Annotated in this window: 19 protein-coding genes and 1 pseudogene; 7 read left to right on the top strand and 13 right to left on the bottom strand. The window is 42.8% G+C overall.

Annotated features, from left to right (window positions below; all coding sequences use genetic code 11):
* Nucleotides 1-6: 6 nt before the first annotated feature.
* The 6 genes and pseudogenes from ACR63N_RS02120 to pilG all read right to left on the bottom strand — a co-directional run bounded on the left by ACR63N_RS02120 (nt 7) and on the right by pilG (nt 10,833).
* On the bottom strand, nt 7-6,951 hold the full coding sequence (locus ACR63N_RS02120; RefSeq protein ID WP_472782388.1) for an Hpt domain-containing protein: 6,945 nt from the start codon (nt 6,949-6,951) through the stop codon (nt 7-9).
* Between the two features lie 18 nt (nt 6,952-6,969).
* Nucleotides 6,970-7,962, bottom strand: coding sequence for a CheR family methyltransferase (locus ACR63N_RS02115; protein WP_367109746.1), 993 nt, complete (start codon nt 7,960-7,962; stop codon nt 6,970-6,972).
* A 26-nt stretch (nt 7,963-7,988) separates the two neighbouring features.
* A pseudogene (locus ACR63N_RS02110) lies at nt 7,989-9,038 on the bottom strand (methyl-accepting chemotaxis protein); the annotation flags it as partial.
* Nucleotides 9,039-9,479: 441 nt separating this feature from the next.
* Nucleotides 9,480-10,007 (bottom strand): chemotaxis protein CheW, encoded by a 528-nt coding sequence (locus ACR63N_RS02105; RefSeq protein WP_367105544.1) that lies wholly within the window; start codon nt 10,005-10,007, stop codon nt 9,480-9,482.
* 3 nt (nt 10,008-10,010) lie between these two features.
* Entirely contained in the window at nt 10,011-10,373 is a 363-nt protein-coding gene (locus tag ACR63N_RS02100; protein ID WP_367105543.1) for a response regulator, read from the bottom strand.
* A 79-nt stretch (nt 10,374-10,452) separates the two neighbouring features.
* Nucleotides 10,453-10,833: a twitching motility response regulator PilG gene (pilG, locus tag ACR63N_RS02095; protein ID WP_367105542.1), complete on the bottom strand. Its 381-nt coding sequence runs from the start codon at nt 10,831-10,833 to the stop codon at nt 10,453-10,455.
* A 196-nt stretch (nt 10,834-11,029) separates the two neighbouring features.
* On the opposite strand from pilG, the gene ACR63N_RS02090 reads away from it, so the two are divergent.
* From ACR63N_RS02090 to ACR63N_RS02065, 6 genes are all read left to right on the top strand, one after another.
* On the top strand, nt 11,030-12,268 hold the full coding sequence (locus tag ACR63N_RS02090; RefSeq protein ID WP_367106265.1) for an efflux RND transporter periplasmic adaptor subunit: 1,239 nt from the start codon (nt 11,030-11,032) through the stop codon (nt 12,266-12,268).
* Between the two features lie 475 nt (nt 12,269-12,743).
* The gene (locus ACR63N_RS02085) at nt 12,744-13,466 is read left to right on the top strand and encodes a response regulator transcription factor (protein WP_367105540.1); all 723 of its coding nucleotides are present in this window, start codon (nt 12,744-12,746) and stop codon (nt 13,464-13,466) included.
* 52 nt (nt 13,467-13,518) lie between these two features.
* Nucleotides 13,519-15,813 carry an ATP-binding protein gene (locus ACR63N_RS02080; protein ID WP_472782387.1) on the top strand — a complete coding sequence of 765 codons (2,295 nt, stop codon included), beginning with the start codon at nt 13,519-13,521 and terminating at the stop codon, nt 15,811-15,813.
* 333 nt (nt 15,814-16,146) lie between these two features.
* The gene (locus tag ACR63N_RS02075) at nt 16,147-16,914 is read left to right on the top strand and encodes a methionine ABC transporter ATP-binding protein (RefSeq protein ID WP_367105538.1); all 768 of its coding nucleotides are present in this window, start codon (nt 16,147-16,149) and stop codon (nt 16,912-16,914) included.
* Nucleotides 16,915-16,929: 15 nt separating this feature from the next.
* Nucleotides 16,930-17,616 carry a methionine ABC transporter permease gene (locus ACR63N_RS02070; RefSeq protein WP_472782386.1) on the top strand — a complete coding sequence of 229 codons (687 nt, stop codon included), beginning with the start codon at nt 16,930-16,932 and terminating at the stop codon, nt 17,614-17,616.
* Nucleotides 17,617-17,699: 83 nt separating this feature from the next.
* Entirely contained in the window at nt 17,700-18,680 is a 981-nt protein-coding gene (locus ACR63N_RS02065; RefSeq protein WP_472782385.1) for a MetQ/NlpA family ABC transporter substrate-binding protein, read from the top strand.
* Nucleotides 18,681-18,777: 97 nt separating this feature from the next.
* Here ACR63N_RS02065 and ACR63N_RS02060 read toward each other — a convergent pair whose 3' ends face one another.
* Nucleotides 18,778-20,034: an amidohydrolase family protein gene (locus ACR63N_RS02060; protein WP_472782384.1), complete on the bottom strand. Its 1,257-nt coding sequence runs from the start codon at nt 20,032-20,034 to the stop codon at nt 18,778-18,780.
* Nucleotides 20,035-20,099: 65 nt separating this feature from the next.
* Nucleotides 20,100-21,329: an MFS transporter gene (locus ACR63N_RS02055; RefSeq protein WP_367105535.1), complete on the bottom strand. Its 1,230-nt coding sequence runs from the start codon at nt 21,327-21,329 to the stop codon at nt 20,100-20,102.
* A gap of 484 nt (nt 21,330-21,813) precedes the next feature.
* Here ACR63N_RS02055 and ACR63N_RS02050 point away from each other — a divergent pair, with 484 nt between their 5' ends.
* A complete protein-coding gene (locus ACR63N_RS02050) occupies nt 21,814-22,662 on the top strand; it encodes an aldo/keto reductase (protein ID WP_367105534.1) in 849 nt (282 codons plus the stop codon).
* A 121-nt stretch (nt 22,663-22,783) separates the two neighbouring features.
* Here the strand turns inward: ACR63N_RS02050 and ccmE are convergent, their stop codons facing one another.
* From ccmE to ccmA, 5 genes are all read right to left on the bottom strand, one after another.
* Nucleotides 22,784-23,281 (bottom strand): cytochrome c maturation protein CcmE, encoded by a 498-nt coding sequence (gene ccmE / locus ACR63N_RS02045; protein WP_367105187.1) that lies wholly within the window; start codon nt 23,279-23,281, stop codon nt 22,784-22,786.
* 272 nt (nt 23,282-23,553) lie between these two features.
* Complete coding sequence (gene ccmD, locus ACR63N_RS02040; RefSeq protein WP_367105186.1) at nt 23,554-23,766, bottom strand: heme exporter protein CcmD; 213 nt, start codon at nt 23,764-23,766, stop codon at nt 23,554-23,556.
* A gap of 51 nt (nt 23,767-23,817) precedes the next feature.
* The gene (locus tag ACR63N_RS02035; protein ID WP_367105185.1) at nt 23,818-24,612 is read right to left on the bottom strand and encodes a heme ABC transporter permease; all 795 of its coding nucleotides are present in this window, start codon (nt 24,610-24,612) and stop codon (nt 23,818-23,820) included.
* Nucleotides 24,613-24,860: 248 nt separating this feature from the next.
* Entirely contained in the window at nt 24,861-25,589 is a 729-nt protein-coding gene (locus ACR63N_RS02030; RefSeq protein WP_367105184.1) for a heme exporter protein CcmB, read from the bottom strand.
* A gap of 74 nt (nt 25,590-25,663) precedes the next feature.
* Nucleotides 25,664-26,293: a heme ABC exporter ATP-binding protein CcmA gene (ccmA, locus tag ACR63N_RS02025; protein WP_367105183.1), complete on the bottom strand. Its 630-nt coding sequence runs from the start codon at nt 26,291-26,293 to the stop codon at nt 25,664-25,666.
* Between the last annotated feature and the right edge of the window lie 39 nt (nt 26,294-26,332).

Below are 26,332 nucleotides of genomic sequence, written 5' to 3'. Positions count from 1 at the left end.
CCTATATCAACCATCATGGCTTAAGATTAGTTTTTTGCCTAACAAGGTTTGTATTTTGCCAAGTAGCTCATTTTCTTGGAACGGTTTACCCATATAGTCGTTTACACCAATCTCAAGTGCTCGTTCACGGTGCTTTTCACCAGTTCGTGAAGTGATCATAATAATCGGTATATGTCGGAGACGTTTGTTGTGTCGTACTTGGGTCGCCACCTCAAAACCATCCATACGTGGCATCTCAATATCCAATAACATCAAATCAGGTACGGTTTCTTGTAAAATCTCAATAGCATCAATACCGTCTTTGGCAATAGCTACATTAATACCTTGGCGCTCAAGCAAGCGCGAGGTGACTTTTCGAACCGTTACTGAATCATCAACTACAAGTATAGTAATTGGCGTCTCATCGTCGCTTCGCTCAAGGTGCACTGATGGTATTGCCTCTTTTATAGGCGCATTACGCATCAAAGCGATGAGATCTAAAATCAGCATGACCGAGCCATCACCCATAATAGTTGCCGCTGATATACCCGCTAGATGTGAGAGCTGACGACCTAATGGTTTTACCACCACCTCAATACGCGAGCCTGCGATCTGATCGACTTGCAGCGCAAGCTTTTGACCTGAACGGTTTTTGATAATAATGAGCGGCAAGCTGGTATTAGTACTGACCATTAACTCGTTGAGCTTACTGCCTGTCAAAATCTCATTGAGGTAACGGATACGATAGTTATCGTCCTCGATAGACAAGGTAGGTGCGCCTGATTGATAATAATCATAAAGCTTTTCTGGATTGATACGTATAACTCGCTCAATCTGTACTAAAGGAATGGCGTAATAACGATCGGCTGCGCGTACTACTAAAGCGTCTGATATGGCAACGGTTAGCGGTACTCGAATCGTGAATCGTGATCCCTGACCTTCTTTAGAGGTAACAGAGACCACACCGCCTAACTGACGAATCTCACTAATTACCACATCCATCCCAACGCCGCGTCCTGAAATTTGAGTGACTTTTTGAGTGGTGCTCAGACCGGCGTTAAAGATATACTGCATAATATCAAGATCCGTCAAACTCTCATCATTTGCCTCAATTAAACCTTGTGCAATAGCTTTTTCTCGTACGGCATTGACATCGATACCACGGCCGTCATCAACAAGATTGATCACGATCTCACTGCCCTCACGCAGTACTTCTAGGGTGATATGACCACTACGATCTTTACCTGCACTTAGGCGGGTTTGCGTATTTTCGATGCCGTGATCAACTGCGTTACGTAGCATATGCTCAAGGGGTGAAGTAATACGCTCTAAAATCGTTCTATCAATCTCATTGTCAGCATTAATGATATTTAGCTCTACTGATTTGTTGAGCTCATTTGCCGTTTGACGCACAATGCGTTCAAGACGTGGGGTTAGATGCGTAAATGGCACCATCCGTGAGTTCATTAGTCCATCTTGCAGCTCAGTTTGAGTGCGTGATAGCTGTAATAATAAGTTTTCGCTATCACGTGTTTTTTCAAGCAAAGTGTCGTTGATATCAATTAAGTCAGAGGCGGACTCGCTCAAAGATTTGGACAGCTGATTCAATGATGAATACTGATCCATCTCTAACGGATCAAAATCCTCGTTATCAATCAATTCAGCATCATCAATTTGCGATAAAATTTGCGCCTCAAGCTCTATTTCCATCCGCCGCAGCTGATCAGCTAGACGCTGTACAGTAGTTCCCATCTCTTCGATACTGTTGGTTAAGCTGCTCATACCCATATCAATACGTGCACGGTTAATCGCTGACTCCCCTGATAGGTTAATCATATGCTCAATCACACCGCCTGAGATACGAATCATCTCATTACTACTAGCGCTTTGTTCTTGCTCAGCAAAGCTACCTGACATTGAAGGCATCTCGTCTAGATTTTCAACCACATGACCTGTTTGCTGCTTTGCCTTGGCGGCAAGAATCATAGTACGCTGATCTTGTAGCGACTCATTAGGGATCTGCTTTAGATTATCAGGACTTTTACTAAACTGCTGTAGAGCCGCGATTAGTGCTACTGGGGTCAGAGGGTTAGCCTGCTCTTTTAGAATGAACACAGCATCAGCCAACCAGTCATGACAAACAGTCAGCAGCTCGGCCACCATTTTAGTTGCCGGACGTCTGCGTATAGCCAGCTCTTCGTAGACAGTTTCCATCTCGTGCGCAAGATCGGCGATACCATTTGCCCCTACCATACGTGCGCCGCCCTTAATGGTATGTAGATCACGCTGTAACGCTTGTAGAGCAGAGATATCACTAACATTACTCAAAAACAGCTGTAAATATTGGTTACTACTCTCAACAATCTCCTCAGCTTCTTCTAAGAATACCTCGAGAATATCGGGGTCGGGTAGACTACCTGACCATGACTGAGCAATAATCTTATCTAAACTAGCAGTATCTGACTCCTGTTTAGGCTTTGCATAGCTATAGTCTTCGTCGTCTGAGTCGTCTTGTTTATAATCTTGTAGCGCTGGCAAAGTAAGAGTAATAGCTTCTGGTAGCTGCTCGCTACGTTCAAACTGCTGCAACTGCTCGATCAGCTCATAAGCAAAAAAGGTTTCTTGATAACGCACAACATAATCAATCTGCAACGACAAGGTATCTTGTACCATTTGCATAATGGTTAGCCACTGGGCAGTTGGTTGCAGGCGCTCTTCGACGAAGGCTTCATAAATGCTTTCGGCCTCATGGGTCAGATCGCCAATACTACGAATACCTGCCATACGTGCACCACCTTTGATAGTGTGCAGATGGCGTTGTAGAACTTTTAGTGTCGATTTATTAGTCGTATCGCGGCGCCACTTACCAAAAGATTGAACGATGTCACTATCAAGCTCTTGGGCTTCTTCCAAGAAGATCTCTAGTAGCTCAATATCGGTATCAATGACTTCAAGGTGTAGCTTATCAGCTTGTTCGCTTTGCACAGTTGTAGTGGGCCGGCTAGCTGCTATTTTTGTCTCGCTATGATTAGCATTGTCGTCATCGCTGTTGTCAGTATCTTCATAATCAGCAAAGGCGTTGTTATCAGTAAGATCATTGGAGTTGCTCTCAGGATTTGATGCAACGATGGTCTGTAAATCATTAAGAACTTGTTGATTAACTTTTAATGACATGCTACCAGCCAGCGCATCGAATAAGCTGATCAACTGCTGATGTCCTGCTAGTAGCGCAGCCTGCAGCTGTGTATCGCGCGCGGCATCAGGATGACGAGCCACATGATGATAAGCTTCACTTAAAGCATTCAGTACTAAAGAGAATTTAGGTGACTCTTTAGTGTTGGCTGCCAGCTGACTGATTTGTTTGATTTGTTGCTGTACATACTCTTGTACCTGTTCATCACTACTACTGTCTAAAGCTGCATTTATCTCAAGCTCTGCATTTAACAAAGTATCAATACCACTCTCTAACAGGTGCGCGATACTTATTTTATTATCTATCAGTCCGCTGGTATCATCAGATGCTTTTAGCATGGCCTGCAATGATGCTAGATTTTGCTGGTCTTGTGTATCTTCAGCCGGTAGACTTTGTTGTTCTTGGTTTTGTTCATAAGCCCTTAAATATTTTTCGATAAGGGTTACTGACTGGGCCAAAGCCTGTAAATGCTGGGCGCTCATTGGGGTATCGTGTTTTTGTAGTTGCTCTAGGCTATGCTCTATCGTCGCACTGACCTCACTAATAGCAGACAGAGTACTTGTACCAGAAGCCGCCCTTAACGTATGAAAAGCACGTACGATCTCGTCAGTGACTTCAGTATGTGTGTTTCCGTGATGAGTACTAACAAAATCGTTGATATCCTGTAGCAATGCCTGCGCCTCTTCTACAAATATATCATAAAAGGCTTGTTCTTCTTCGGTTTGCAAGGTAGTAACTATAGAGGTTTCTGCCATCTTCTCGTTGATAGAATGCATAGTCTCTAGCATACTATCCATCTTGTTTTGATCCGCAGTATGATCACTGCTATTAGATTGAGCAGCTTGTGGCTTATCTTCGCTGAACCAATGCTCGCGCAAGCTACTATAACTAAATTGATCTCCATACTGCTTACTATAAGCTTGAGCACAGGCTACCCACAATGAGATGACCGCTGGATAATTCTGCTCACAGCTCTCATTATTGGCAAAAGTATTAATTAAGTCTGGGTAGGCAGCTAGGACATCAGCAAGAAGCTGAATAATATCTTCGGACACCGTAATACTATGATCTAATATTCGGTTGAGCATATCTTCTATAGACCATGCCAGCTCAGCGGTATGATAAGCCCCAACCATGCGTCCTGAGCCTTTTAACGTATGAAAACCTCGTCTTATCTCTTTTAGTGCGCTCAAATCAGTAGGAAGCGCACGCCACTGCTCATACTTTGGCAGGATATCAGCCAATACCTCTTCTGCCTCTTCAATAAAGATCTCTTTGATATCCGGATCACTATCTTGATCATCTACTGGTAGTTGTGAGGCTTGTAGCATAAAAGGTTCAAGAACTGCTGGGACATTTAAAACCTCTGCAGATGTAGACAACTCGCCACTACTAGCGTTGTCGCTATTATCAGCACTACCACTAGCATTGTCTTGCGTGTTATCAGCAGACGGTGTTTCTATAGAGTCCGTAGAAGAGACGGAGTTTGGTACCTCAGAGGTATTCATACCAAAAGATAAGGGCTGTCCTGTTAGTAGATTATTGCTTTGCAAGATAGTGATAGCAGGATCAATGCTTGGCATTTGTAGCGCTGTGAAATCTGCTACTAATACTGATAAACGTTCTATGGTTTGCGCTACTAGTGCAACCGTCTGTTCGGTCACAGCTACAGTCTTGTCTAATACTCGGTTAAGTAAGTTTTCAATAGCCCATGCCGCCTCGCTAACACTAAAGGCACCCACCATACGACCCGAGCCTTTTAACGTATGAAAACCGCGGCGCATCTCAGCTAATGGTGATAAATTTTGTGCATCTTGTTGCCATAAAGGTAGAGTGTTTGTTAGATCAGCAAGAACCTCTACTGCTTCTTCAATGAAAATCTCACGAATTTCTTCGTCCATCTCAAAATCATCAGGCTTGGTTTGTGCGCGTGCTACTCGCAACTCCTCACTATCTAGTATCATCGCCTTATCTGTACAAACTACCTCTGTCTTATTGCTGTTATCTTCTATTGACGTACTCTCAGGTACGCTATGATCTGCGGCAATCTCGCCATGATCATCATAACGAACTACATTAGAGGCAACTGGCATAGCAGGCGTATCATTAGTTATGGCATCGGGGGTAGCTAGTGACATGGCTACCAACTTATAAGCTTTTTCAACACGTGCATCTGCTCGCTGTAATAGATGCTGATCAAACACTTGCTGCGCTAAGTAATCTAATAACAGTTCAATGGCAGTTATACTCTCTGCTAAGGCTTGTGTAAGCTGCCAATCAATGCGCTCAATATTGTGGGAAGCCAATTCGGCAAACAGCTCACCGAGCTTATCACTGACATGCCGGATTGCAGATAACCCCATATCATCAAAAGCGTCACCAATCTCAACAAAGGTCTCAGCCGTTGGTAATAAGGAGATCTGCTGGTGCTGTACGTAGTTATTAAAATTATATTTTACGTCTTCAAAAGCAATACGTAGTTGACGTAGGTCGTCATCATTAGCAACTGCGTTGGCAGGCGCTGCAAAAGAAGCGGCTTTGCCAATCTTGTCATCAATAGAGTGTTCAGTATCTTGAATAGCAATATAGAGCTCTTGGAGCTGACATTTAATTTGCCCCTGAATTTGAACGAGCTCTGGCTCTGAATTTATACTGCTTTCAAGATCGGTTAGAATTTGCTCTACCTCAGCCTTATAATTAACCCAGCCGCGACGTTCAAGCTCCTTTTTGAGTTGATATAAAGGTTTAACAATCGTCTGCGGCTGCTCAAGGCCAAAAATTATCGACTCAAGCTTCGCTAAGATACGCGGTAAAAAGCGTAAATTTGACTCCGTCATTTGTGAGAAGTCGTCGAGCATATCCTGTGTTTGCTCATTGACAACTGCTAGACTGCTTATTTGAACATAAATCTCGGCTATTAATTCTTCTATGTCTTTATCAGATAGACTACTGTTATTACTCACATACGTGTGCGTAACGGGTTGGTTGCTGACATTGAGGGCATGATGGTAGCTATGGTTTAAAGCATCATCAAGCTGGCCTAGTAGCGCAGCATAAGAAGCAGGTAGCGGCGCTACGTTACTGGCCAAGTTATCCAACCACAGCGCCGTTAAATACCATAAACGCGGCTGAGCATCGTTATAATTGATTGGATAGGTATGGGTAGTTTGCCACAGGTAGTGACTGACTTTCTCCAGCATAGCAAGCGGTGTTGGTTGATTGCTATTAGCAGATAGTAGCTGCTTAACCTGCTGACGCCATACCAATAATAATTGTCGATATTGTGCAGGCTTTAGAGGCCCTAAAGATAAGGTCGTAAGACTTGAGCTATTAGGAATAGCTACCTCAATCGGTCGCGCTTTTTCGGTAATAGGGGCAGCTACAGGTTTTTTAGCAACATCAATGTTTGCTACCTGAGTATGAGACAAGATTTGGTTGAGCTCATGGATAGTTTTATCTACAAGAGCGCAGTGGTAGGTACCAGCCTGAGCATACTGAGTTAATTCATACTGTAGGAGCTGATGCGCGAACTGGCCTATCCGGCGTTGATTACTATTTAACTCTGTATCCACTAGAACGCTGAGCCTAGCGGCTATAGTCGCTATTTGAGGAAGATTGACCATGATCAAGACGTTGCTGATCTCATGGTAACTCTGCTCTACCCGCTCATTGTGGCAATCTGTGTCTGCTTGCCAGCCGTCAGATATCTGTGATAGTTGTTGATCAAACAGTGGCAACAGCCATTCTAACGTTACCATTTCATTGGGCTGGTTTTTCATAGCATTATCCTAACTCGTTTACGCACTAATTTTCTGCCAAGCGTTGATCTTTGTATGGGCAACGCGGCGCATATTTGAAGGACGCCAAGATAGCGCCTCCCCTGGAGCCAATATAATATAGCCGCCCAGCACACATTGTGCAGTCAGCCGTGCCAAAATATCGCGCTGATCAAACTGGCGAAAATATATCAGCACATTTTGGCACAAGATTACCTGCTGCAAATGTGGGGTTGCCAAGCTTTGGGTAAAAATATTGTGCCAGATGAAACTCACTTGCTCATGTAACTTAGGTTTTACTTGCCAATGAGCTTTGGGCTCTGTTGTAAGTGGCTGCATGAAGCGATGATAAGATGGTGGGATAGACGTTTTTTGCCGCTGGTGATACTGTCCTGCGCGGGCGGTTGCTAAAGCTTGCTTACTGACATCTGTACCCAAAATCGTGTAATTTGATAGATTATTAGCTGCAAGTGTCATCGCCACCGACCACACTTCTTGACCGGTTGCACAGCCTACGCTCCATATACGAAAGGGTTCATCAAGACTATGAGCACTTTTGCCTTGAACACGGTTATCAAAATCAGTTTTTGTATTTTTTTTTGATAATTCAGTAGCGTATTGCCTTGCAATCTCTACGATAAACGCTATTGAAGGCTCATGACGAAAAAAGCGGCTTTCAGGTATAAGTACCGTGTCGAGTAGCTGCTGCTGCAACTGATCGTTTACCTGTACCATCTCCCAAAGCTCTGTCAAGGACAGTTTGTACTTTGCGGCGGTTTGTTCAACGGCATTTAACAACCATTTAGACTGCGCGCTTGGCAACACAAAGCCAATCTTGCGTTCAATATAACGTTGCCACTGTTTCACCATAATAGGTTTATTATCTAAACAAAGTGCTGGTGACTCCCTATTTTGCCGTACCTCGTACTCCAGCTCACCAACCGCCACATTATTAGTTTCAAACTTGCTGAATCCTAACGGACTACTATTCTTGTTTATCAATACGTTTGTCATTGTCAGCACAGTCTTTTGATTGATGTTTACGAATACTCTTCGGTAGCATCAAAATGCTCATCGTCATTTGCTACCTTAAAGCCAGTTACTGACTCTTGTAAGGCGGCAGCCATCTCACTTAGCTCACCCACCGAACGTGCTGTTGCCATCGTTCCTGATGAAGTTTGTGAGGTTATATCTTGAATGGTATTCATGGCGCTGGAGATATGGTTGGCTGATTCAGCCTGTTGCTGCGCAGCGTTTGAGATGTTTTGAATCAGATCGGCAAGGTCGTTAGAGACATTTTGTACCTCTTCTAGCGCTTCTCCTGCATCTTTTGCTAAACGCGCGCCTTTTACCACCTCTGATGTGGTTGATTCCATAGACATGACTGCTTCGTTAGTATCAGCCTGAATGGTTTTAACGAGTGTTTCTATCTGTTTGGTGGCGTTGGCTGAGCGCTCAGCCAAGCGCTGAACCTCATCGGCGACGACCGCGAACCCGCGACCGGCATCCCCTGCCATCGAAGCCTGAATAGCAGCATTTAGAGCCAAGACGTTAGTCTGATCAGCAATGTCGTTAATTAAGCTTACAATATCGCCAATCTCTTGCGACGATTCGCCCAATCGTTTGATACGCTTTGAGGTTTCTTGAATCTGATCACGAATAACGTTCATACCTTCGATGGAGCGCTGCACCACGTCAGCACCGTTATAAGCGATAGCAACTGAGCGCTGCGCAACTGCTGCCGACTCGGTAGCATTCGTCGATACCTGATCGATCGATATAGCCATCTCGTTGATGGCAGCAGACACGTTTGCAATCTCTTGGGTCTGGTGCTCAGAAGCTTCAGCGAGCTCAACGGCGTTCATTTGCGTTTGACTGGCAGACTGCGAGACTCGGTCTGCGGTACTATTGATGACTAGTACCAATTGGCGTAACTGGTCAATTGCAAAATTTACTGAGTCAGCGATGGCGCCGGTGAAATCTTCTGATACTGTAGCGTTAACGGTCAAATTCCCTTCAGCCAAATCGCCTAACTCATCAAGTAGACGCAGAATTGCCATCTGGTTACGCTCGTTTTCTTCTTGGATTTGACGCGCGCGATCAGATTCAACTTCAGCCTCTTGCCGACGGCGTAAAGTTTCTTTTTCAATCAATAAGCGCTCACTACCATCGCGCTGTTTATATGATTTTGATAAAGCATATAAAACACCAAGTATACCCAGCACAAAGATAGTGACTGGCAGTATGATTAGTTGATTAGACTCACTGAAATAGTGGCTGATTGATAACAATGAGACAACCATCCAAACTAAGCCTGCCAAACTGACTAAAACAAAAAGTCCTAATAAAACCTTCCATTTATTATCAGGATCCTTAGCAGCTGGTGTTTTTTGGTCGGCACCAATTGCAGGGTTTGTTATAACATTACTCATCGTGCTCATTCCTTCCAAAAAGTCATTTAAGTCTTAGGGTTATTGACTTTATTATTAATCGGTACATCTTTATTACTGCCAGTGCAGGGTCTGTTTGATCTATATCGCGGCATCAATATAGCGTAAATCTTTTGCTAGTAGGCTTGGCATAAAAATAAACCAATCTTGTTTATCTTTAAAAAACTTACCGTGGTTATAAGGTGCAAACGGTGAGTTGCTATCCATGGCCTCAGCACGATATTGACTACGCGTGAACTGCTCAATGCCTAGTACCCGATCTACCAACAAGCCTGAAAAAACGGCGCTATGATCGATGACTATCACCTTGCGCAGGCTTTTTTGCTGATAGCTAGGAACCTGCAAAAACTGCGCCAAGTCCGTCAGTGGCAGTAAGCGCCCTCGGACGTTGGCGATACCTAGCATCCATGGCTGCACCAGTGGCATACTGGTGTATTCTGGCATAACCAGTACCTCAGACACCTCACCTAATGGGGCAACCAAACGCTGTCCACCGATCTCAAATACCACACCCTGCCAGTCGTAGATTTGTCCACCTTGACGACCACTACCGCGTGCACGTGCCAGATCAGCTAATCGTAATAGCTCGATAAATCCTCTAGAAGCCACAAGTTACTCCGTTACTGTACGGATAGTATTTATAAGCTCAGACTCAACGACCGGTTTGGTCATGTACTCTTTGGCGCCTTGACGCTTACCCCAAACTCGATCGGTTTCTTGATTTTTAGTACTGATCATCACTACAGGAATATGAGCAGTTGTCTTACCACGGGTTATTCTACGCGTGGCTTGAAAACCATTCATCTCAGGCATGACGACATCCATCAATATCACATCTGGTAGATGCTCAGCTGCCATCAGACAACCTTGTTCACCATTGTTAGCTTCTAGTATCTTAAAATTGTTTCTCGTGAGTATGTCACGGAATTTCGCCATCTCAGATGGCGAATCGTCGATGATCAACACAGTGGTCATAGTCATATCCTTTATTTATTATCAATATTATCTGTTAAAGCCTATTCTAAAAGCCAATAGACTTAGTTAGTATGAGGGATTACGCACGATATTTATCAATCGTCTCAAACAGCTCATCTTTACTAAACGGCTTAGTTAAATACTCATCGGAGCCCACAATACGTCCACGCGCTTTATCAAACAAACCATCTTTTGAGGACAGCATAATGACAGGTTTGCCGGCGTAGTCAGGATTATTCTTGATGAGTGCACAGGTCTGATAACCATCAAGACGCGGCATCATAATATCGACAAAAATAATATCAGGGTTGTTATCGACAATCTTTGCCAAGGCATCAAAACCATCAATAGCAGTAAAGACTTCACAACCTGCTTTTTGTAGCAAAGTTTCAGCAGTACGACGAATGGTTTTAGAGTCATCGATAACCATGACCTTTAAGCCTTCAAAATTATTTTCCATTATCATTGTCCTCTAAATGACGGTTTACCTTTAATAGGGGGTTGTTTACTGTATTAAGCCTTTGGCTTTATTACCGTATCTTATACGCTCATCTCATTTATATTATTGATAATTATAATGTAGCAATGACTTGTAGCTATCGCACCATCAACTCTTTGTCTATATAATAAAACGACGTTTGTGAAGGTGATTAACAATGAGTAGTATAAGATTTATTAAGTGCTGCAAGAATGGTGCCGTATTATTAAGTATTTTACTTTTAATCGGTTGTCAGCCGTCACCTAGTGACAATCAGCAAGTAAATGAAGGCGGTAAATCGCTAGAATCTCCTGTGACTATTGGCGCTGATAGCGTGACTATGACCTCAGACTATATTCTGGATGTTAAATCATCACGCTATCAACCAAGTCTTGGTCTACAAGGCGTTATTGAACCAACCAAACAGGCTCGTTTCGTTGCAGCACATGATGCTTTGGTACAAAAAGTTCTAGTCAAACCAGGTCAGTGGATAGAGGAAGGTGCACCTTTATTGGTCGTGCAGCGTTTGAATGGTAATACCAAAACTGACACTACTAGCACAACTGATGCGGCTAAGCCAAAAGTAGATAACGCCATACCAGTAACAGATTTGCCTGTGCGCTTATCGCAAAATGAAGAGGAAAATAGTAATAACAATGAGAATACCTCTGAAAATGCCCTTAAAACGTCTGAAACTGATAATGAGACAGTAGTAGATGATGGCCACAATGAAGAGGGCGATCAAGTAAATAGTAGCGAAGATGAAGGACAAAACCTCGCGCTCACTCAGATATCTGCGCGCCCTACCGTTGTCCGTGCTAGTTTTTCGGGGCGCGTAGATGAGTTATATGTACAAGCAGAAGAGCAAATTGATGCTGGTACACCCTTGCTGCACTTAACGGACGACCAAGATTTACGTTTTACCGCTACGCTACCTCTACAAGCTGAATCTCAGCTATCAGTTGGGCAAACCGTAAATTTTACCGCTGACAATATGTCAGAGAAGTTTACCGGTCAAATCAGCAAACTGGTTTTCGGTGATGAGCCTAACCAGCTCTTGGTTCATGTTCATGTCATCAACAATGAAGTTAGTCGTAACATCCTCAAGCCAGGTATGATGGTGACTGGCCGGGTTGATTATGGACAAATAGAAGTTGGCACTATCGTACCTGTACAAGGTATTCATGATGTCGATCTTTCAGTATTAAAAAAACCGCCTTATCAATCATTAACTCCTCTTGTCGCTAATGTTTGGATTATCAAACAAGATCAGCGCCTAACTCGTCAGCCAGTAGAAGTCATTAAATACGATCCCAGCACCGATCAATACTTGGTAGCTGGTATCAGCAATGATAGTCTCATTTGTTTAGCAGATTTACCGCCAGAATCAGCGGGCAAAAAAGTTATTGTTTCATAGCTTAATTTGATAGCTTGGTTTAACAGCTTAGTTTCATACCCTATAAACCCGTACTCTTCTTTTAATTAAACCTCCTATTTTAATAAGTATCCTGCTCTAGAAAACAGAGTGTATCATAATAGGTAATAAACAAAATTTTATGCTTGAGTATCACTAGCCAAATTTAGTTAGATACGAGCTTTAGATAGTAAAGACTAAGTATTGACTACCGAATATCGGAAGTCTGTTACTAGACAGAGTTACATTGTGTAGAAATATTAACAAAGCATGTCTTGTGTGGTAACGCTTAAGTTAGGCAAAATAGTCTCAGCAACATTTGCATCCATAACATTTACCATACTGATTTTTAACATTTTTTAGTAGTCGACCTTACTTACAATTATATTTATAATGAATGAGTGACCAATATCACTACCAAAACAATGTTTAATTTATTTATTACTGCTAAACAATTATCACTATTCAAGGACCCCTTATGAGTAAGCAGATTTTATTGATTGAAGATGATCCAGATTTGGCTGAGTTGATCAGCGATTATCTAACGATGAATTATTATGATGTTCATCATGCTGGACTTGGTCAAGAAGGCCTTGAGATTTTGGATACCAAAGAGCGTGATATCGATCTAGTAGTACTAGATTTAATGCTACCAGATATGGACGGTATGCAGGTCTGCCAAAAAATACGCGGTAATAAGAACAATATAACCAATAAAGTGCCTATCATTATGTTGACGGCGAAAGGCGATACCACTGATCGGGTATTGGGACTAGAGATGGGAGCTGATGATTATATCGCCAAACCTTTTGAGCCTCGTGAATTATTAGCACGTATCCGTGCGGTTATCCGCCGCCACGAGCAGCCAAATCAAGCTGATAGCCAGTCTGATAGCTTAACTTTTGGACGCTTAAGTGTTTTTCCTGATAGTCACGAAGTGACCATTGATGAACAACCTGTACGTTTGACTACTCATCAGTTTCAGCTTTTACACTACTTCGCTACTCATTCCGGTAAAGTGCTTAATCGTGAGCAGCTCTGGCAAGCTATGCCAAACGATGATAGCTCTGATAATATCGACCGAGCAATTGACGTCCATATTTCACGTCTACGCGCACTTATTGAAGACAATCCACGCCAGCCAAAGCGTATCATTACAGTACGCGGAGTGGGTTATCAATTCGCCACTGATCAGGTTTAATGAAGGCTATGGTTCATGATCGATATGAGTGTTTGATAATAGAGATCACTTAATGCAGCATTTAGGTTTTCGTTCCGTATTTGCCAAGCTATTTGCCAGTGTTATGCTGGCACTTATTCTTTTTGCAGTAGCTATGGTGCTATTGACGCAGCTGGTTCACGACAAAGATGCTGGTATTCGCTCGGAGGTGTTGGCGAACCAAATATTAGGGCAAATTGATCCTTTTTTACATGAACTAAATATCGCTATTAGTAATGATAACCGATTACAGGCACGCTTTATGTTGGCGGTTATCAAAAAAAGCTTTGATATTTTTGATCAGTCTTTACAGGCAAAAATGGGCTTGTACGACAATCAAGGTGTGCTACTTATGCAGACCGATAATAGCGATCTACCGCCAGAGCTGCCGCCAACGCCTTCACTATTAACTTCGTTTCTACCCTCATTTTCAGAAAATCCTGTTACCCCGCAAGCACAAGTCTATAGCAGTACAGGTTATACTCTATTTTATGAATCACGCTTGGTGCCCAAGAAGCGTGCCTTATCTGCCGCTTTAAATCTATTTACCGGTACGCTGCTATTATTAATAATTATGGCAGGAGTGCTATGGTGGATTGCTCGTTCAATGACTTGGCGTATCAATCAGATGAGTCAACAGATGAGCCAACTTGGTGATGGCGACTTTACGGTACGTGTCAATAGCCGTGGTAACGATGAGATTGCTTTACTTGCAAACGGATTTAACCAAGCTGCCCAAAAAATTGAACATCTTATCAATGCTAATAATTTGCTATTAGCTCATGCCTCTCACGAGCTGCGTACCCCTATCACTCGTATCCGTTTGCAGATTGAGATGATGGATATGTTAGCAGGCGCTATGCCAGGCGACGTCAAAAGCAAATTTGATAAACGAGCGCAGGCTATTAACCGTGACCTATCAGGACTAAATGACTTGGTTGAAAGCATATTACTAGTAAGTCGCTTAGATGCAGGTCACGCTATGCAGCAAGTCGAGCGCGTCGATCTTTATGATTTGATTAATCAAGAACGCCAGCATTATCCGGATGCGACCTTGATCGGTGAACATATCGTAATCGACGGTCAGCCGCCAATGTTGACGCACCTAATTCGTAATTTATTAAATAACGCTATATTGCATGGTGTGCCGCCAGTCACTATTTTACTCTATGGCGCTCAAACCATTGCAGAGGCCGATAGCGTCCCTGAATACCTGCTACAGTCGTTAGTATATAGCAGCTTTGCTGATTATAACCGTTCAAATGATAGCAAAAACGATCATGTCATAGAGACTCTAAGACATGGAACAATCAGTAATTTTAGCGACACACTAAGTGAGAAGCATACGTCAAGGGATGCCTACGAGCTGCAAGAAACGCTGCTAGAACCTGAATTTGCACCTACCATCTTTCGAAATGGAGAAACCCTTAACGATTATAATAATAGCGGTAATCGTAAAGCGAATAAAAAAGAAGGGAACAGCAGTGCCTCATCTAATGACGAGAAAACTGATTCAGACAATTATGATAAATACGCTGTGTCCGAGAATGGCTTTAATAAAGCAAACAGTGTTGATAACACAGTAGAATATTTAGCTACTAATAAAAACTTGCCTGACAATAATTTATCTAACAGTAGTTCATCTAACAATAGTGATAGTAAACAAACACTACCTGTGCCCGCCCCTATCATTAGTAGTGATGTGCCAATGCTGTACAATCGTTATAACCCTATCAGCTCCGATTTGTCTCATAAGATCAAACGAGTCATTTGGAATGTCGTACCCGATATACAACAACAAAACTCTAAAAAACAACACTCGGTAAATAGCAACCTAACCAAGGTTCTCAAAAATCATACTACAAGCGATGAATCTACTTGCAAACACAAAACCAGCAAAACCAATAAAAGTAGTAAGATCGGTGCAAGTGATGACAATAGCGAGAGCCCCAATGTACCGCGTAAAGAAAGTCTATTCAAAAAACATCTAAAAAAATCTAAGTCTGAGCCGCAGCGTCCACTGCCTAAATATGCGGTCCTTGCAGTCATAGATGAAGGTAGAGGTATTCCTGAGGACAAGCGTGAAGAGATCTTTAGTCCCTTTGTACGCTTACAGCAAAAGAATAAAGGCTCAGGACTAGGCTTGTCCTTGGTATCGCAAATTGTGGCAGCTCACCAAGGTCACATCATAACTGATACTATTAATGGTCATACTAGATTTTTGGTCGTCATACCAGTGAAGCATAACCCCCATCACGATGATAATCGTAACAATGGTAACAACACTAATAATAGCAATAAAATTAATAATCAGCCTGGAAATCAGTAGATGTTCCTCATCAAGCCATCGATCATCTTTGGCTTTTCAAGTTTAATATCACCTAATGATAAAACACAAAAAGCCTGCTTAGGTATAAACCACTAGACTTACAACTATAGTGCTCGCTAATACGACGCTTATTGCTAATGCTCATTAGTCAATCGTAAATGGTCATATCCAACTTCATGCATAATATGCTATATTACTGCCCCTTATCGACACGGGTTATGGATCGTGCTTTATTTTTGTGATCCTTATCTCTTGTGGGTTCTATTATAGTCACAGTATTGGATGGCTATTGGATATCGAACCACCAACCTATTATTAGATTTTGAGCCTACCATGAGTGATATGATCGTCCTAAATGATGTGACCAAAAGCTTTATGAGTGATCGATCAATAAAAGGTGATGACGGCAAACCGCATTGGTTTACAGCAGTTGAACCTACCTCACTGTCTGTAAAGCAAGGTGAGATTTTTGGTTTAATGGGTTACTCAGGTGCTGGCAAGTCTACCCTATTACGTTTGATCAATATGCTTGAACGTCCTGATAGCGGACAAGTCGTTATTGATGGTACCGACCTGACTACGTTATCTGCAAGCGACTTGCGCGTTGCCCGCCATAATATCGGGATGATTTTTCAGCAGTTCAATTTGATGGCCAATCGCACTGTTTTTGACAACGTGGCTTTTAATTTGACAGTGTCAGGTTACAGCCGCGATATTCGTAAACGCGTTATGGATTGTCTGGAGATTGTCGACTTAAGTGATCGTGTAAACCACTATCCTGCCCAGCTATCAGGCGGTCAAAAGCAGCGCGTTGGTATTGCCCGTGCTATTGCCCCTAGTCCAAAAGTACTGCTCGCTGATGAACCTACTAGTGCTTTAGACCCGGCAACGACTCGCAGCTTATTGACCTGTCTGCGTGATATTAATGAGCAGCTCGGCGTAACCATCGTTATTGTTACTCATGAGATGAGCGTCATTCGCCGCTTGTGTCACCGAGCGGCCTTATTGCATCAAGGTCAATTGTTAGAGGTTGCAGATATTCGTGACGGTCTTATTCAAGCCGCTACCCCAATTGGTCAAGGTTTAGTACAAGAAGACTAGCCAGGAGAGATGTAGATGTTAACTGGCGCTGAATTATCCGCCTCGATAGAAAAACTTTTAGCACTGCGTAGCGAGATTTGGCAGGCAACTTTTGATACCTTTATTATGCTTGGCATCTCGACAACAGCTGCGGTGACTATCGGCGGCCTGTTTGGGATATTTTTATTTTTATCTAGCGATCGGCAGTTTTTACAAAATAAAGGGCTTTATGCGGTATTGGGTGGTATTACCAATTTTATGCGTGCCTTCCCATTTGTCATTTTGATGATTGCGATGAGCCCTTTTACCAAAGCTATCGTGGGTACAGGTATCGGTCCTATCGCCGCCTCTTTAGTGCTCGCCATTGCCGGCTCTTTTTATTTTGCACGTCTGGTCGAACAAAACTTGCGCGAAGTGCCACGCGGCATTATCGAGGCCACCGAGTCTATGGGCGCGCGCCCCTTTACTATTATAAAAGTACTGCTCAATGAAGCACGTTCAGGTCTTGTGTTATCAGTGACCATCCTTTGTATTAGCTTGCTGTCTTATTCGGCAGCAGCTGGTATGATTGGTGGCGGCGGTCTAGGTGATTTGGCCATTCGTTATGGTTACTATCGTTATCAAACCGAGGTCATGATTTTTATTGTGATTATGCTATCGGTGATGGTGATATCTATTCAGGCTTTTGGTAATTGGCTGGCAACACGTTTGGATAAGCGCTGAGCTGTATGAGCGCCTAAACATCACATAAAAAACCCAGTTCCAATTATTTTTAACTATTTTATTATCTACTACTGAGGATACTTATGAAATTAACAGATATCAGCCGTCAGCTGGCTACCGCATTTGCCACCGTTGGCGTATCCGGTATGGTTTTGGTAGGCTGCAACAACTCATCAGCACCAGAGGCTACTAAAGAGGCACCGGCCACTATAGAGACAGCCGCTACCGCAACAGGGGATATCGATCCTGATCATACCAAGATCATTATCGGTACCACCGAGGGCGATTTTGCTGATATGGTACGCAATCAAATCAAGGGCTCACTTGAAGCGCAAGGTTATGAAGTAGAGCTGATTGCATTCACAGATTACGTCCGTCCTAATCTGGCGCTGGCCGAAGGCGATTTAGACATTAACATCTTCCAGCATAAACCTTATCTGGATACTTTTAAGACTGAAAATAATTTAGATTTGGTAGAAGTTTTTCAAGTACCGACCGCTCCTTTAGGTATTTATACCGGTAAAAAATCTAGCCTTGATGAAGCCTATAAAGGTATGAGTGTCTCAGCTCCTAACGATCCTAGCAACTTTGCCCGTGCGTTGGTTATGATGGATGATTTGGGCTGGATCACTCTAAAAGATGACGTTGACCCGCTTACCGCTTCAAAAGCAGACATCGCTGACAATAGCAAATACGATATCAATATAGTTGAGCTAGAAGCGGCGCAGCTACCGCGCGCGCGTGATGAAGTGGACTTTGCAGTTATTAATGGCAACTATGCCACTGATTCTGGTATCGAATTAACCGAAGCGTTGTTCCAAGAACCAAGCTTTGCTTATGTGAACTGGTCAGCGGTTAAATCTGGAGATGTGAGCAAAAAATGGGTTAAAGATGTGACTGCCGCCTATAATTCTGATGAGTTTAAAAAGTATGCTCATGATACTTTCCCCGGTTATAAATATCCCAAAATCTGGAATCCACAACAGCACGCCGACAATGTAGAAGTTACCGCGACTGCTGGTACTGCTACTGCAACTGGTACAGTAGAAGCTGCTGCTCAGTAAATTTTAAACGACTTAATAATTTATAAAAAACGCCCACTACTTAAAGTAATGGGCGTCTTTGTGTTTTGAGTTTTATAAACTTTATTTTTACTTATGACTATTTGGTATCTCGAAATACATCCAGCTCAATCTCATAACTGGGTTCTGGCTTTTTGAACAAATACTTACCGTTACGGATAGAGGCTAAGACGTCAGCGCGTTGACGCACAGCTTCAAACGGGGTTTCAGCGTCCAACACTAAAAAGTTCGCGGCACGGCCGACTTCTAAACCATACTCATCTTCGATATTGAGCGTTTTAGCGCCGTTAAAGGTGATGAAGTCAAGGCAGACATCAAGCTGCGGCAACGACATGGTTTGCGCCAAATGGATACCGTTATCTAGGATGTTCATCATATTGCCATTGCCCGCAGGATACCAAGGATCATTGATAGAGTCCTGACCAAAGGAGATGTTGATACCATTTTCCCAAAACTCTTTGACGCGGGTCAGACCACGGCGCTTAGGATAAGTATCTTGGCGACCTTGCAAATAGGCGTTTTCAGTAGGCAGGGCAATAAAGTTCATACCGGACTGCTCGAACAGCCCCATCATCCGAAACGCATAAGCATCATCCGCTGAACCGAACGAACAGGTATGGCTTGCGGTCGAGCGCGCGCCGATACCTTCGATCATCACCAAAGCATTTAACAGTTGCACGTGACGACTCATCGGATCGTCGGTCTCATCACAGTGCACATCGATAAGCTTATCGTATTTAAGGGCCAATTCTACCGTTTTGCGCACAGAGTCTTGACCGAATTCGTACGCCCATTCAAAGTGCGGGATACCGCCGACACAGTCCGCACCCATCTTAAGCGCCTCCTCCATCAGCTCATCAGCGCCTTTATAGGCGTACATGCCTTCTTGCGGGAAAGCAACAATCTGAATAGTGACGTTGTCTTTGAGCTCCTCGCGCAGCTCTAGCATCGCCTTGAGTCCAGTCAAATCCGGGTCACAGACGTCAATATGAGTACGAATATACTGTACGCCTTTTGACACCTCTTCTTGAATGCCTTTTAGCATGCGCTGTTTGGCATCTGCAAAAGATTGATTCTTTTTGACATCATGCCAGCGGGCAATACCTTCAAACAGCGTACCAGAAGCGTTCTTGGCGTCATCGCCACCGCCCGTGTAGACATAATCCAGATGCAAATGCGAGTCGACATAAGGCGGTACGATTAGACGGCCTTTGAGATCGATCTCTTCCTCTGCGGCAGGCAAACCTTTACCGATCTGCTGAATCACGCCGTCTTTGACTAAGATCTCATTGGCATCGTCATTGCGATAGATAGTTGCGTTAGTAAATTTAATCATAATAAACTCCTATTTGTTATTGACATCTTTTATGAATTGTTTTGTATTCACTATATTTATAAAAATTATCTGTTAAAGACCACTTGTTCAGCGCTATTAACCGGCTTATTGGCATCCAAAGTTTTCTTCGACAAAAAAGTGATAATTATCGCGGGGATGAAACAAAGGATAGACAAATAGACAATTCCAAAGACTCCTGTTTCTGGCATATTTACTAAAATCAAGCCAGCCAGCCAAGTGGCAATCATTATCGAGAAGTTAAAAACACTAGATTGCACGGAGGTAGCAATGGCTTTGGCCTGCGTAACTTGATGGCTGACTGCGGTCTGAAACATTGTGACCAGTGGACCAAAAGCCAGTCCCCATAATAAAAAGGCAAGATGTGCAAAACCGCTAGTGCCTTTAAAAAAGACGAATAGCAGCATGGCTATCACGCCGCCGCCTAACATGCTAACGATGAGACCGCGTAGATGAGTATCGATAATTTTGGCGGACAGTATGACTGAGATGACCGAACCAATACCGAAGATAAGCAGTGCTAAGCTGATACCGCCAGTAAAGGCTATAGTTTCTACCAATAACGTAATATAGGTATAAGTACTATAGTGCGCTACTACAGCTAAAAAGGTCAAAGCTAAAACTATCCAAACTCCAGGTATCTTAAGAACAGCAAGTGGTGAGTTGCTTTGCGTAAGCTTCTCACCCTTCACAGCGGGCAAGAACTTCATTGCCAGTAGCGCAATCAGAGCACCCAGTCCACCAAGTACCAAAAAGGACATACGCCAACCCACATGAGTACCGATAAAGGTCATTATTGGTAGTCCAAGGCTGACTCCGAAAGTATTACCAGCCATAATAATAGTGATAGCCTTGCCATGCATATTCTCAGGTACTAATGCCGTGCCGTATGCGGCAATCATGGGCCACATGATACCGGCACAAATACCACCTAAAATACGCATAGCGACGATGAGATAGTAAGATGAGGTAATACCAACGACGATGTTGGATACTGCAAAACCGGTCAATAAAGCCAGTAGTAGGATTTTTCGATTGACCCAAAGCGTCATACTGATCAAAGGAATAGCAAAAATAGCCGAAGCCAATGCATAGATACCTACCAAAAATCCTACTTGGGTCTGCTCGATACCAAGCCCTACTGTCATTTGCGGCAGAATTCCTGAAGGCATCAGCTCCGATAAAATACCGACAAAGGTAACGCTAGCCATAAGACCAAATACGAACCAAGAAATAGGGCTTTGGTTGAGACCACTATTCTTTGAGATGCTCGACATATCCTCTCCTAACCATTTATTTTCAATAAAACTACTTAGTCTTTATCGATAAAATGATCAACTATAAAAAATAAAATCTGCCAGCCTTATTGGTGAATAAGATAGTAGGTAATAAGAAAAATATATTTAAAACAAAAACTTAGCATCACCATAGGTTAAATCCTTACTAATAGCAAGGATAAGTACAAGACTACTAAGTCTTATAACACTCGTACAGCTGGTCAAGCTGCAGACAAGGTGCTAGGACTAGATACTTGTTATAGTCAAATAAAGAAGATGGCTAGCTAAGAAGGAGGTTTATCTAGAAGACGTCTTTGGGTTATAGCAAACTATTCATAACAACAAATAACGATGTTACAGCCTGTTTGTCCTTTGTAGGGATGCGTCAACTGCCCTTTTACTTTATAGTTTTTCTTTTTATAGTAGTTGGTGATTACATGCCTATTCACTAATAATTTTATTAACTAATAATAAGGATAACAACATGAGTACTAAGACTTATAATATTCGTACGGCGGGTCAAGCCAATATCCCTGTACTTGGACTAGGTACTTGGCAGTCTACTGGACAAGACTGCATTGATGTCGTCAGCCAAGCTCTAAAAATGGGTTATGAGCATATCGATACTGCGCAAGCATATGATAATGAAAAGGAAGTCGGACAAGGTATTAAACAATCAGGGGTATCACGCGACAAGTTCTTTTTGACTACTAAAATATTTCCTGATGATATGAAGTTTGAGCCAGAGAAATTACAAGCGGCTGCTAAGCGCTCGCTTGAGAATCTAGATACTGATTACGTTGATCTACTGCTGCTGCACTGGCCAGATGACCGTGTACCTTTATCTGAAACTATACCAGCTTTGTGTGAGCTACAAAAACAAGGTTTAACTCGCCATATCGGCGTGTCTAATTTTAATATTGCCAATATTACAGAAGCAAAAAAGTATGCTGATGTGCCTATCGTAGTCAATCAAGTTGAGTTTCATCCGTTTATCAAACAAAATACGCTACAGACGTTTTTGAACAATCATCATATTTTGTTAGAAGCCTACTCGCCACTTGCGCGCGGTGATGTGTTTGATAATGAGACCATCAAAGAGATTGCTGAAAAACACAATGTTACACCAGCACAAATTTCACTAGCTTGGATTTTGTCGGATAAAAACCGTGTGGCTATTCCAAAAACGTCCAACCCTGATCACTTGCAAGGTAACTTGGATGCTATGAAAGTCGAGCTGAACGCTGATGAGCTTAAGAAAATTAGTAATCTAGCACGAAGTGATGGTCGTAAGATTGAGCATCCTGACTACTCGCCTGAGTGGGACGACTAAGATCATATAAATCAATAATAGATAAATATAACCAAAAAAGCCACCGTTATAATCGGTGGCTTTTTTTATGCTACTTTATTTTAAAATGGTTTTTGAAATGGCTATGCTAATGACAGTAATACTATTGTATCAACGTCTGCGTTTCACGAATAGGCTCAGCAGGATTGTATTGATTAGATGTAGTGACGCTGCTACGACTATTTTCTTTTAGAGAGTTGGCGACTTCTGTAGGCATATAGTTCTCATCATGCTTAGCCAATACTTCACCAGCCACAAACGTTCCGCCTTGCATCTTACCCGTAGCGACCACGCCTGAGTTTTCAGCGAATAAATCCGGCAAGATACCTTGATAAGTCACAGGAACAGTAGCCTGAAAATCAGTAATATCAAACTCTACGCTTAATGGGTCATTGGGTGCACGCTGCACACTACCAGCAACGACCATACCTCCTGCGCGAATACGTTTGTCTTGCGGCGCCTCACCTTGCGAGATAGCAGTAGGATCAAAATAATAATCCGTTTGTTGACCGATAGCGTAAAGTACTAGGACTACCGCTACAGCAGCACCTGCAAACGTAAACATAACCCACATAAGCTTTTTGCGACGAACAGCGTTCATATCACTACCTCATTACGAGTGATTGCTTTGCAAACCAAATAACCCATTATGGTATTCAACAATTTGCAAAACAGGTAAGTGTATTTCAAAGTATGATAATCATTATTTACATATTTTTATGCTAACTATATGATAGCACTTTTATACAAATCAATAAGCTCAGTATTGGTATAAAGAACTGATAAGTATAAAAAATAGATAATTTTTCAGATATAAAGCGATGATTTTATTATATTTTGTAGCTTGGAGAATTTTATAGTGTAGTCGCTTTGTTAGCCTTTAGTCTTGACACTAACTCTGACATCGCGCTGAGCTTGGCGCGCTTGTTGAATGGTGAGCTGCTTAATAATGGCCTGTCTTTGACGGCGACTATACCAAATAAAAACCAGCATCATACCTACAGTAATAGCCCAGCACGACCATACAAAAACCCCATGCTTACCCATGGCAACGAATTCAGATACGCTATAAAAGTATGGCTGCATGGTATTCTCCTACATATTTTTGTCTTTGCTATTACTCATGACTTAGCGTTTTTATAAGCTACTTTTGTTATTGCGTACAAACTCTTTGACCCAAGCTTTGCTTTGATCACGGTACAAAATAAGCGTATTGGTACGATAAATAGCTAACGTCGCTACCAGTAAATAGCTCCCGATAATCATCAGTAGTAGCGGCATCCACATGTCAGCAGACATCTTTGGAGCTTCGGTTAGCGTAAAAGTGGCGCCTTGATGCAAAGTATTCCACCATTCTACCGAATATTTGATAATCGGTAGATTCACCGCGCCCACAACAGACAATATAGCCGCCGCCTTGCCACGATTGGCGGTATGTTCAAAGGCGGCAAATAATGCCATAACCCCAGCATATAAAAAGGCCAAAATGAGCATGGATGTCAGCCGCGCATCCCAAACCCAATAAGTACCCCACGTAGGTTTGGCCCAAATAGAGCCGGTTAAAAGGCTGATCACACATAATAAAAAGCCTATAGGCGCTAAGGCCTGAGCAACAAGGTTGGCGGTTTTAATTTTCCACACCAAAAAAATCACCCCAAGTACTGCTAAGGCAAAATAGATGGAGATAGCAAGGCTAGCTGCTGGTACGTGAATAAATATAATGCGATAGCTATTGCCTTGCAAATAGTCAGGCGGCGCAAAGGCTAAGCCCCAAACACTACCGATCAACAAGAAAATACTTGCCAATAATGCCAGCCACTTAACCCAAGGCGCAAAAAGACGAAAGAACTGCTTGGTGCCTACAGTGGTCAAAAAGCCTTGCCAAATGCGTTGCCATAGGCTGGGAGATGAGACATTATTCAAATTGGGCATGAGATAAACCTATTACACAGCTTGTCAGTTGAGGCAGATATTTCGCATTTTTTATGGTTTTATCTGCCAACCTGCCGGCATTAAATATTAGCTAAGATTTATAAACGAGTTGAGATCAATATGTCTTTAAAATCTGTCTACTGTTCAAACCTCTATTATAGCAAAGTTGCTCATTTTAACCATGTTATTAATATAGAAGGTTTTAACAGTATGGCTTTATTGACAAATCAAAACCCATACTTTTATGTCTAATTTAACCAAGACATTTTTAACGTCATTGAGATGACCCATGGCATCGCCAGCACTGAGACAATACTACCTGCTAGTAATAACGCTAGTATTGGTAAGCCATTGAGTCCGGTGGCGAACAAATCCACCGCGCCCGTGGCAAAGATCAGCACCGGTAGCTGCATGGGTAAGGCGATCAGTGGTACCAGTACGGCACCGTTTTTCAATGATAACGTCAAACTACTGGCGACTGCTGATAGCATTAGTAACATCGGACTGCCGGTCAATATAGAAGCCATTAGTATACTTGCCTCAAACCAACTAAGACCGAATAAAGGCACAGCAAGCAGGCTTAGTAGCGCGACAAAACCGCTACTAAATAGCCAATGAATCGCTAATCGTATCAGTACCCACAGCGGAAGCGACGCTTTGGCAACCACCAATTGAGCCAGCGTACCGTTATCCAGCGCGGGTTTAAACAAACCATCAACGCCCATTACTAATGACAGCAAAGCGGCAATCCACACCGCCGGTACTCCAAGGCGCTGTAGCATCTGTGGTTCACTACCAACGGCTAGTGGAAATAAGGTAATAATCATCAAAAAAAGCACTAAAGGATATAGCCATTGTACAGCGCCTTGCTGCTTAACTTGCCATTCGCGGCGCCACAATTGGGTGAAACTAATACCGGGTGTTAACGCTACTCTGCTGACACTAGTATCTATCACGAGCTGTTGACTGTCTGTCATTCTCTATCCTTTGTCACCCTTAGATGGCACTTTTTCTATGTATCTACTTGTTAGATGTTGGTCTCATATCGTACTTATACCATGTAATTTGATAAATCAAGCACTTGGTTGGCAACGGCGACTGGCTGGTGGCTGGTCATTAGTATCGCCCCGCCGCTATTGGTAAATGCTCGCAGACGTGCCTCCATTCTTGCTACCATGTCGACGTCAAGAGCAGTAAAGGGCTCATCAAGTAACCATAGCGGCGTCACCTCTGGCGTCAATAAATACAGTCTTGCCAAGGTAATTCGGCGCGTTTGTCCAGCAGATAGATGGTTTGAGCTTAAGGTTTCAAACCCTTGTAAGCCGACCCATGCTAGTGCTGCGTCGATATCGGCCTCACTTGGTGAGATACCATATAAATTGAGTAAAAATGTTAGGTTTTGCGCGACAGTTAGACTTGAATTAATACCCAATTGATGCGAGACATATAAAGGCTGCACTGGTAGCCCCTCTACGCCTTGATAAGCAATCTTGCCTGTCAATATCGGTAGCAAACCTGCCAGCTGCATAAGCAAGGTGGTTTTGCCCGTCCCGTTAGCGCCAATCAAATGACAAATACTACCCGTAAGCAGGTTCAGGGTAACGCCTTCACATAAAGGCAGCTCGCCGCGCTGAATAGTCAGCTCATCAAGGGTCAGCATAGGAGTTAACAACGCAGGCATCAAGATCTCTTTTTATTTATTGAAGCAAGGGCTGGCCTC

Source organism: Psychrobacter sp. M4 (genome assembly GCF_055699795.1).
This window is presented reverse-complemented; position numbering and strand designations above follow the sequence as displayed.

Excerpts from the sequence above, each read along its gene's own strand:
- ACR63N_RS02120 (WP_472782388.1), bottom strand. The coding sequence starts at position 6,951 with ATGAAAAACCAGCCCAATGAAATGGTAACGTTAGAATGGCTGTTGCCA.
- ACR63N_RS02115 (WP_367109746.1), bottom strand. The coding sequence starts at position 7,962 with ATGACAAACGTATTGATAAACAAGAATAGTAGTCCGTTAGGATTCAGC.
- ACR63N_RS02100 (WP_367105543.1), bottom strand. The coding sequence starts at position 10,373 with ATGACCACTGTGTTGATCATCGACGATTCGCCATCTGAGATGGCGAAA.
- pilG (WP_367105542.1), bottom strand. The coding sequence starts at position 10,833 with ATGGAAAATAATTTTGAAGGCTTAAAGGTCATGGTTATCGATGACTCT.
- ACR63N_RS02090 (WP_367106265.1), top strand. The coding sequence starts at position 11,030 with ATGAGTAGTATAAGATTTATTAAGTGCTGCAAGAATGGTGCCGTATTA.
- ACR63N_RS02085 (WP_367105540.1), top strand. The coding sequence starts at position 12,744 with ATGAGTAAGCAGATTTTATTGATTGAAGATGATCCAGATTTGGCTGAG.
- ACR63N_RS02080 (WP_472782387.1), top strand. The coding sequence starts at position 13,519 with ATGCAGCATTTAGGTTTTCGTTCCGTATTTGCCAAGCTATTTGCCAGT.
- ACR63N_RS02075 (WP_367105538.1), top strand. The coding sequence starts at position 16,147 with ATGAGTGATATGATCGTCCTAAATGATGTGACCAAAAGCTTTATGAGT.
- ACR63N_RS02070 (WP_472782386.1), top strand. The coding sequence starts at position 16,930 with ATGTTAACTGGCGCTGAATTATCCGCCTCGATAGAAAAACTTTTAGCA.
- ACR63N_RS02065 (WP_472782385.1), top strand. The coding sequence starts at position 17,700 with ATGAAATTAACAGATATCAGCCGTCAGCTGGCTACCGCATTTGCCACC.
- ACR63N_RS02060 (WP_472782384.1), bottom strand. The coding sequence starts at position 20,034 with ATGATTAAATTTACTAACGCAACTATCTATCGCAATGACGATGCCAAT.
- ACR63N_RS02055 (WP_367105535.1), bottom strand. The coding sequence starts at position 21,329 with ATGTCGAGCATCTCAAAGAATAGTGGTCTCAACCAAAGCCCTATTTCT.
- ACR63N_RS02050 (WP_367105534.1), top strand. The coding sequence starts at position 21,814 with ATGAGTACTAAGACTTATAATATTCGTACGGCGGGTCAAGCCAATATC.
- ccmE (WP_367105187.1), bottom strand. The coding sequence starts at position 23,281 with ATGAACGCTGTTCGTCGCAAAAAGCTTATGTGGGTTATGTTTACGTTT.
- ccmD (WP_367105186.1), bottom strand. The coding sequence starts at position 23,766 with ATGCAGCCATACTTTTATAGCGTATCTGAATTCGTTGCCATGGGTAAG.
- ACR63N_RS02035 (WP_367105185.1), bottom strand. The coding sequence starts at position 24,612 with ATGCCCAATTTGAATAATGTCTCATCTCCCAGCCTATGGCAACGCATT.
- ACR63N_RS02030 (WP_367105184.1), bottom strand. The coding sequence starts at position 25,589 with ATGACAGACAGTCAACAGCTCGTGATAGATACTAGTGTCAGCAGAGTA.
- ccmA (WP_367105183.1), bottom strand. The coding sequence starts at position 26,293 with ATGCCTGCGTTGTTAACTCCTATGCTGACCCTTGATGAGCTGACTATT.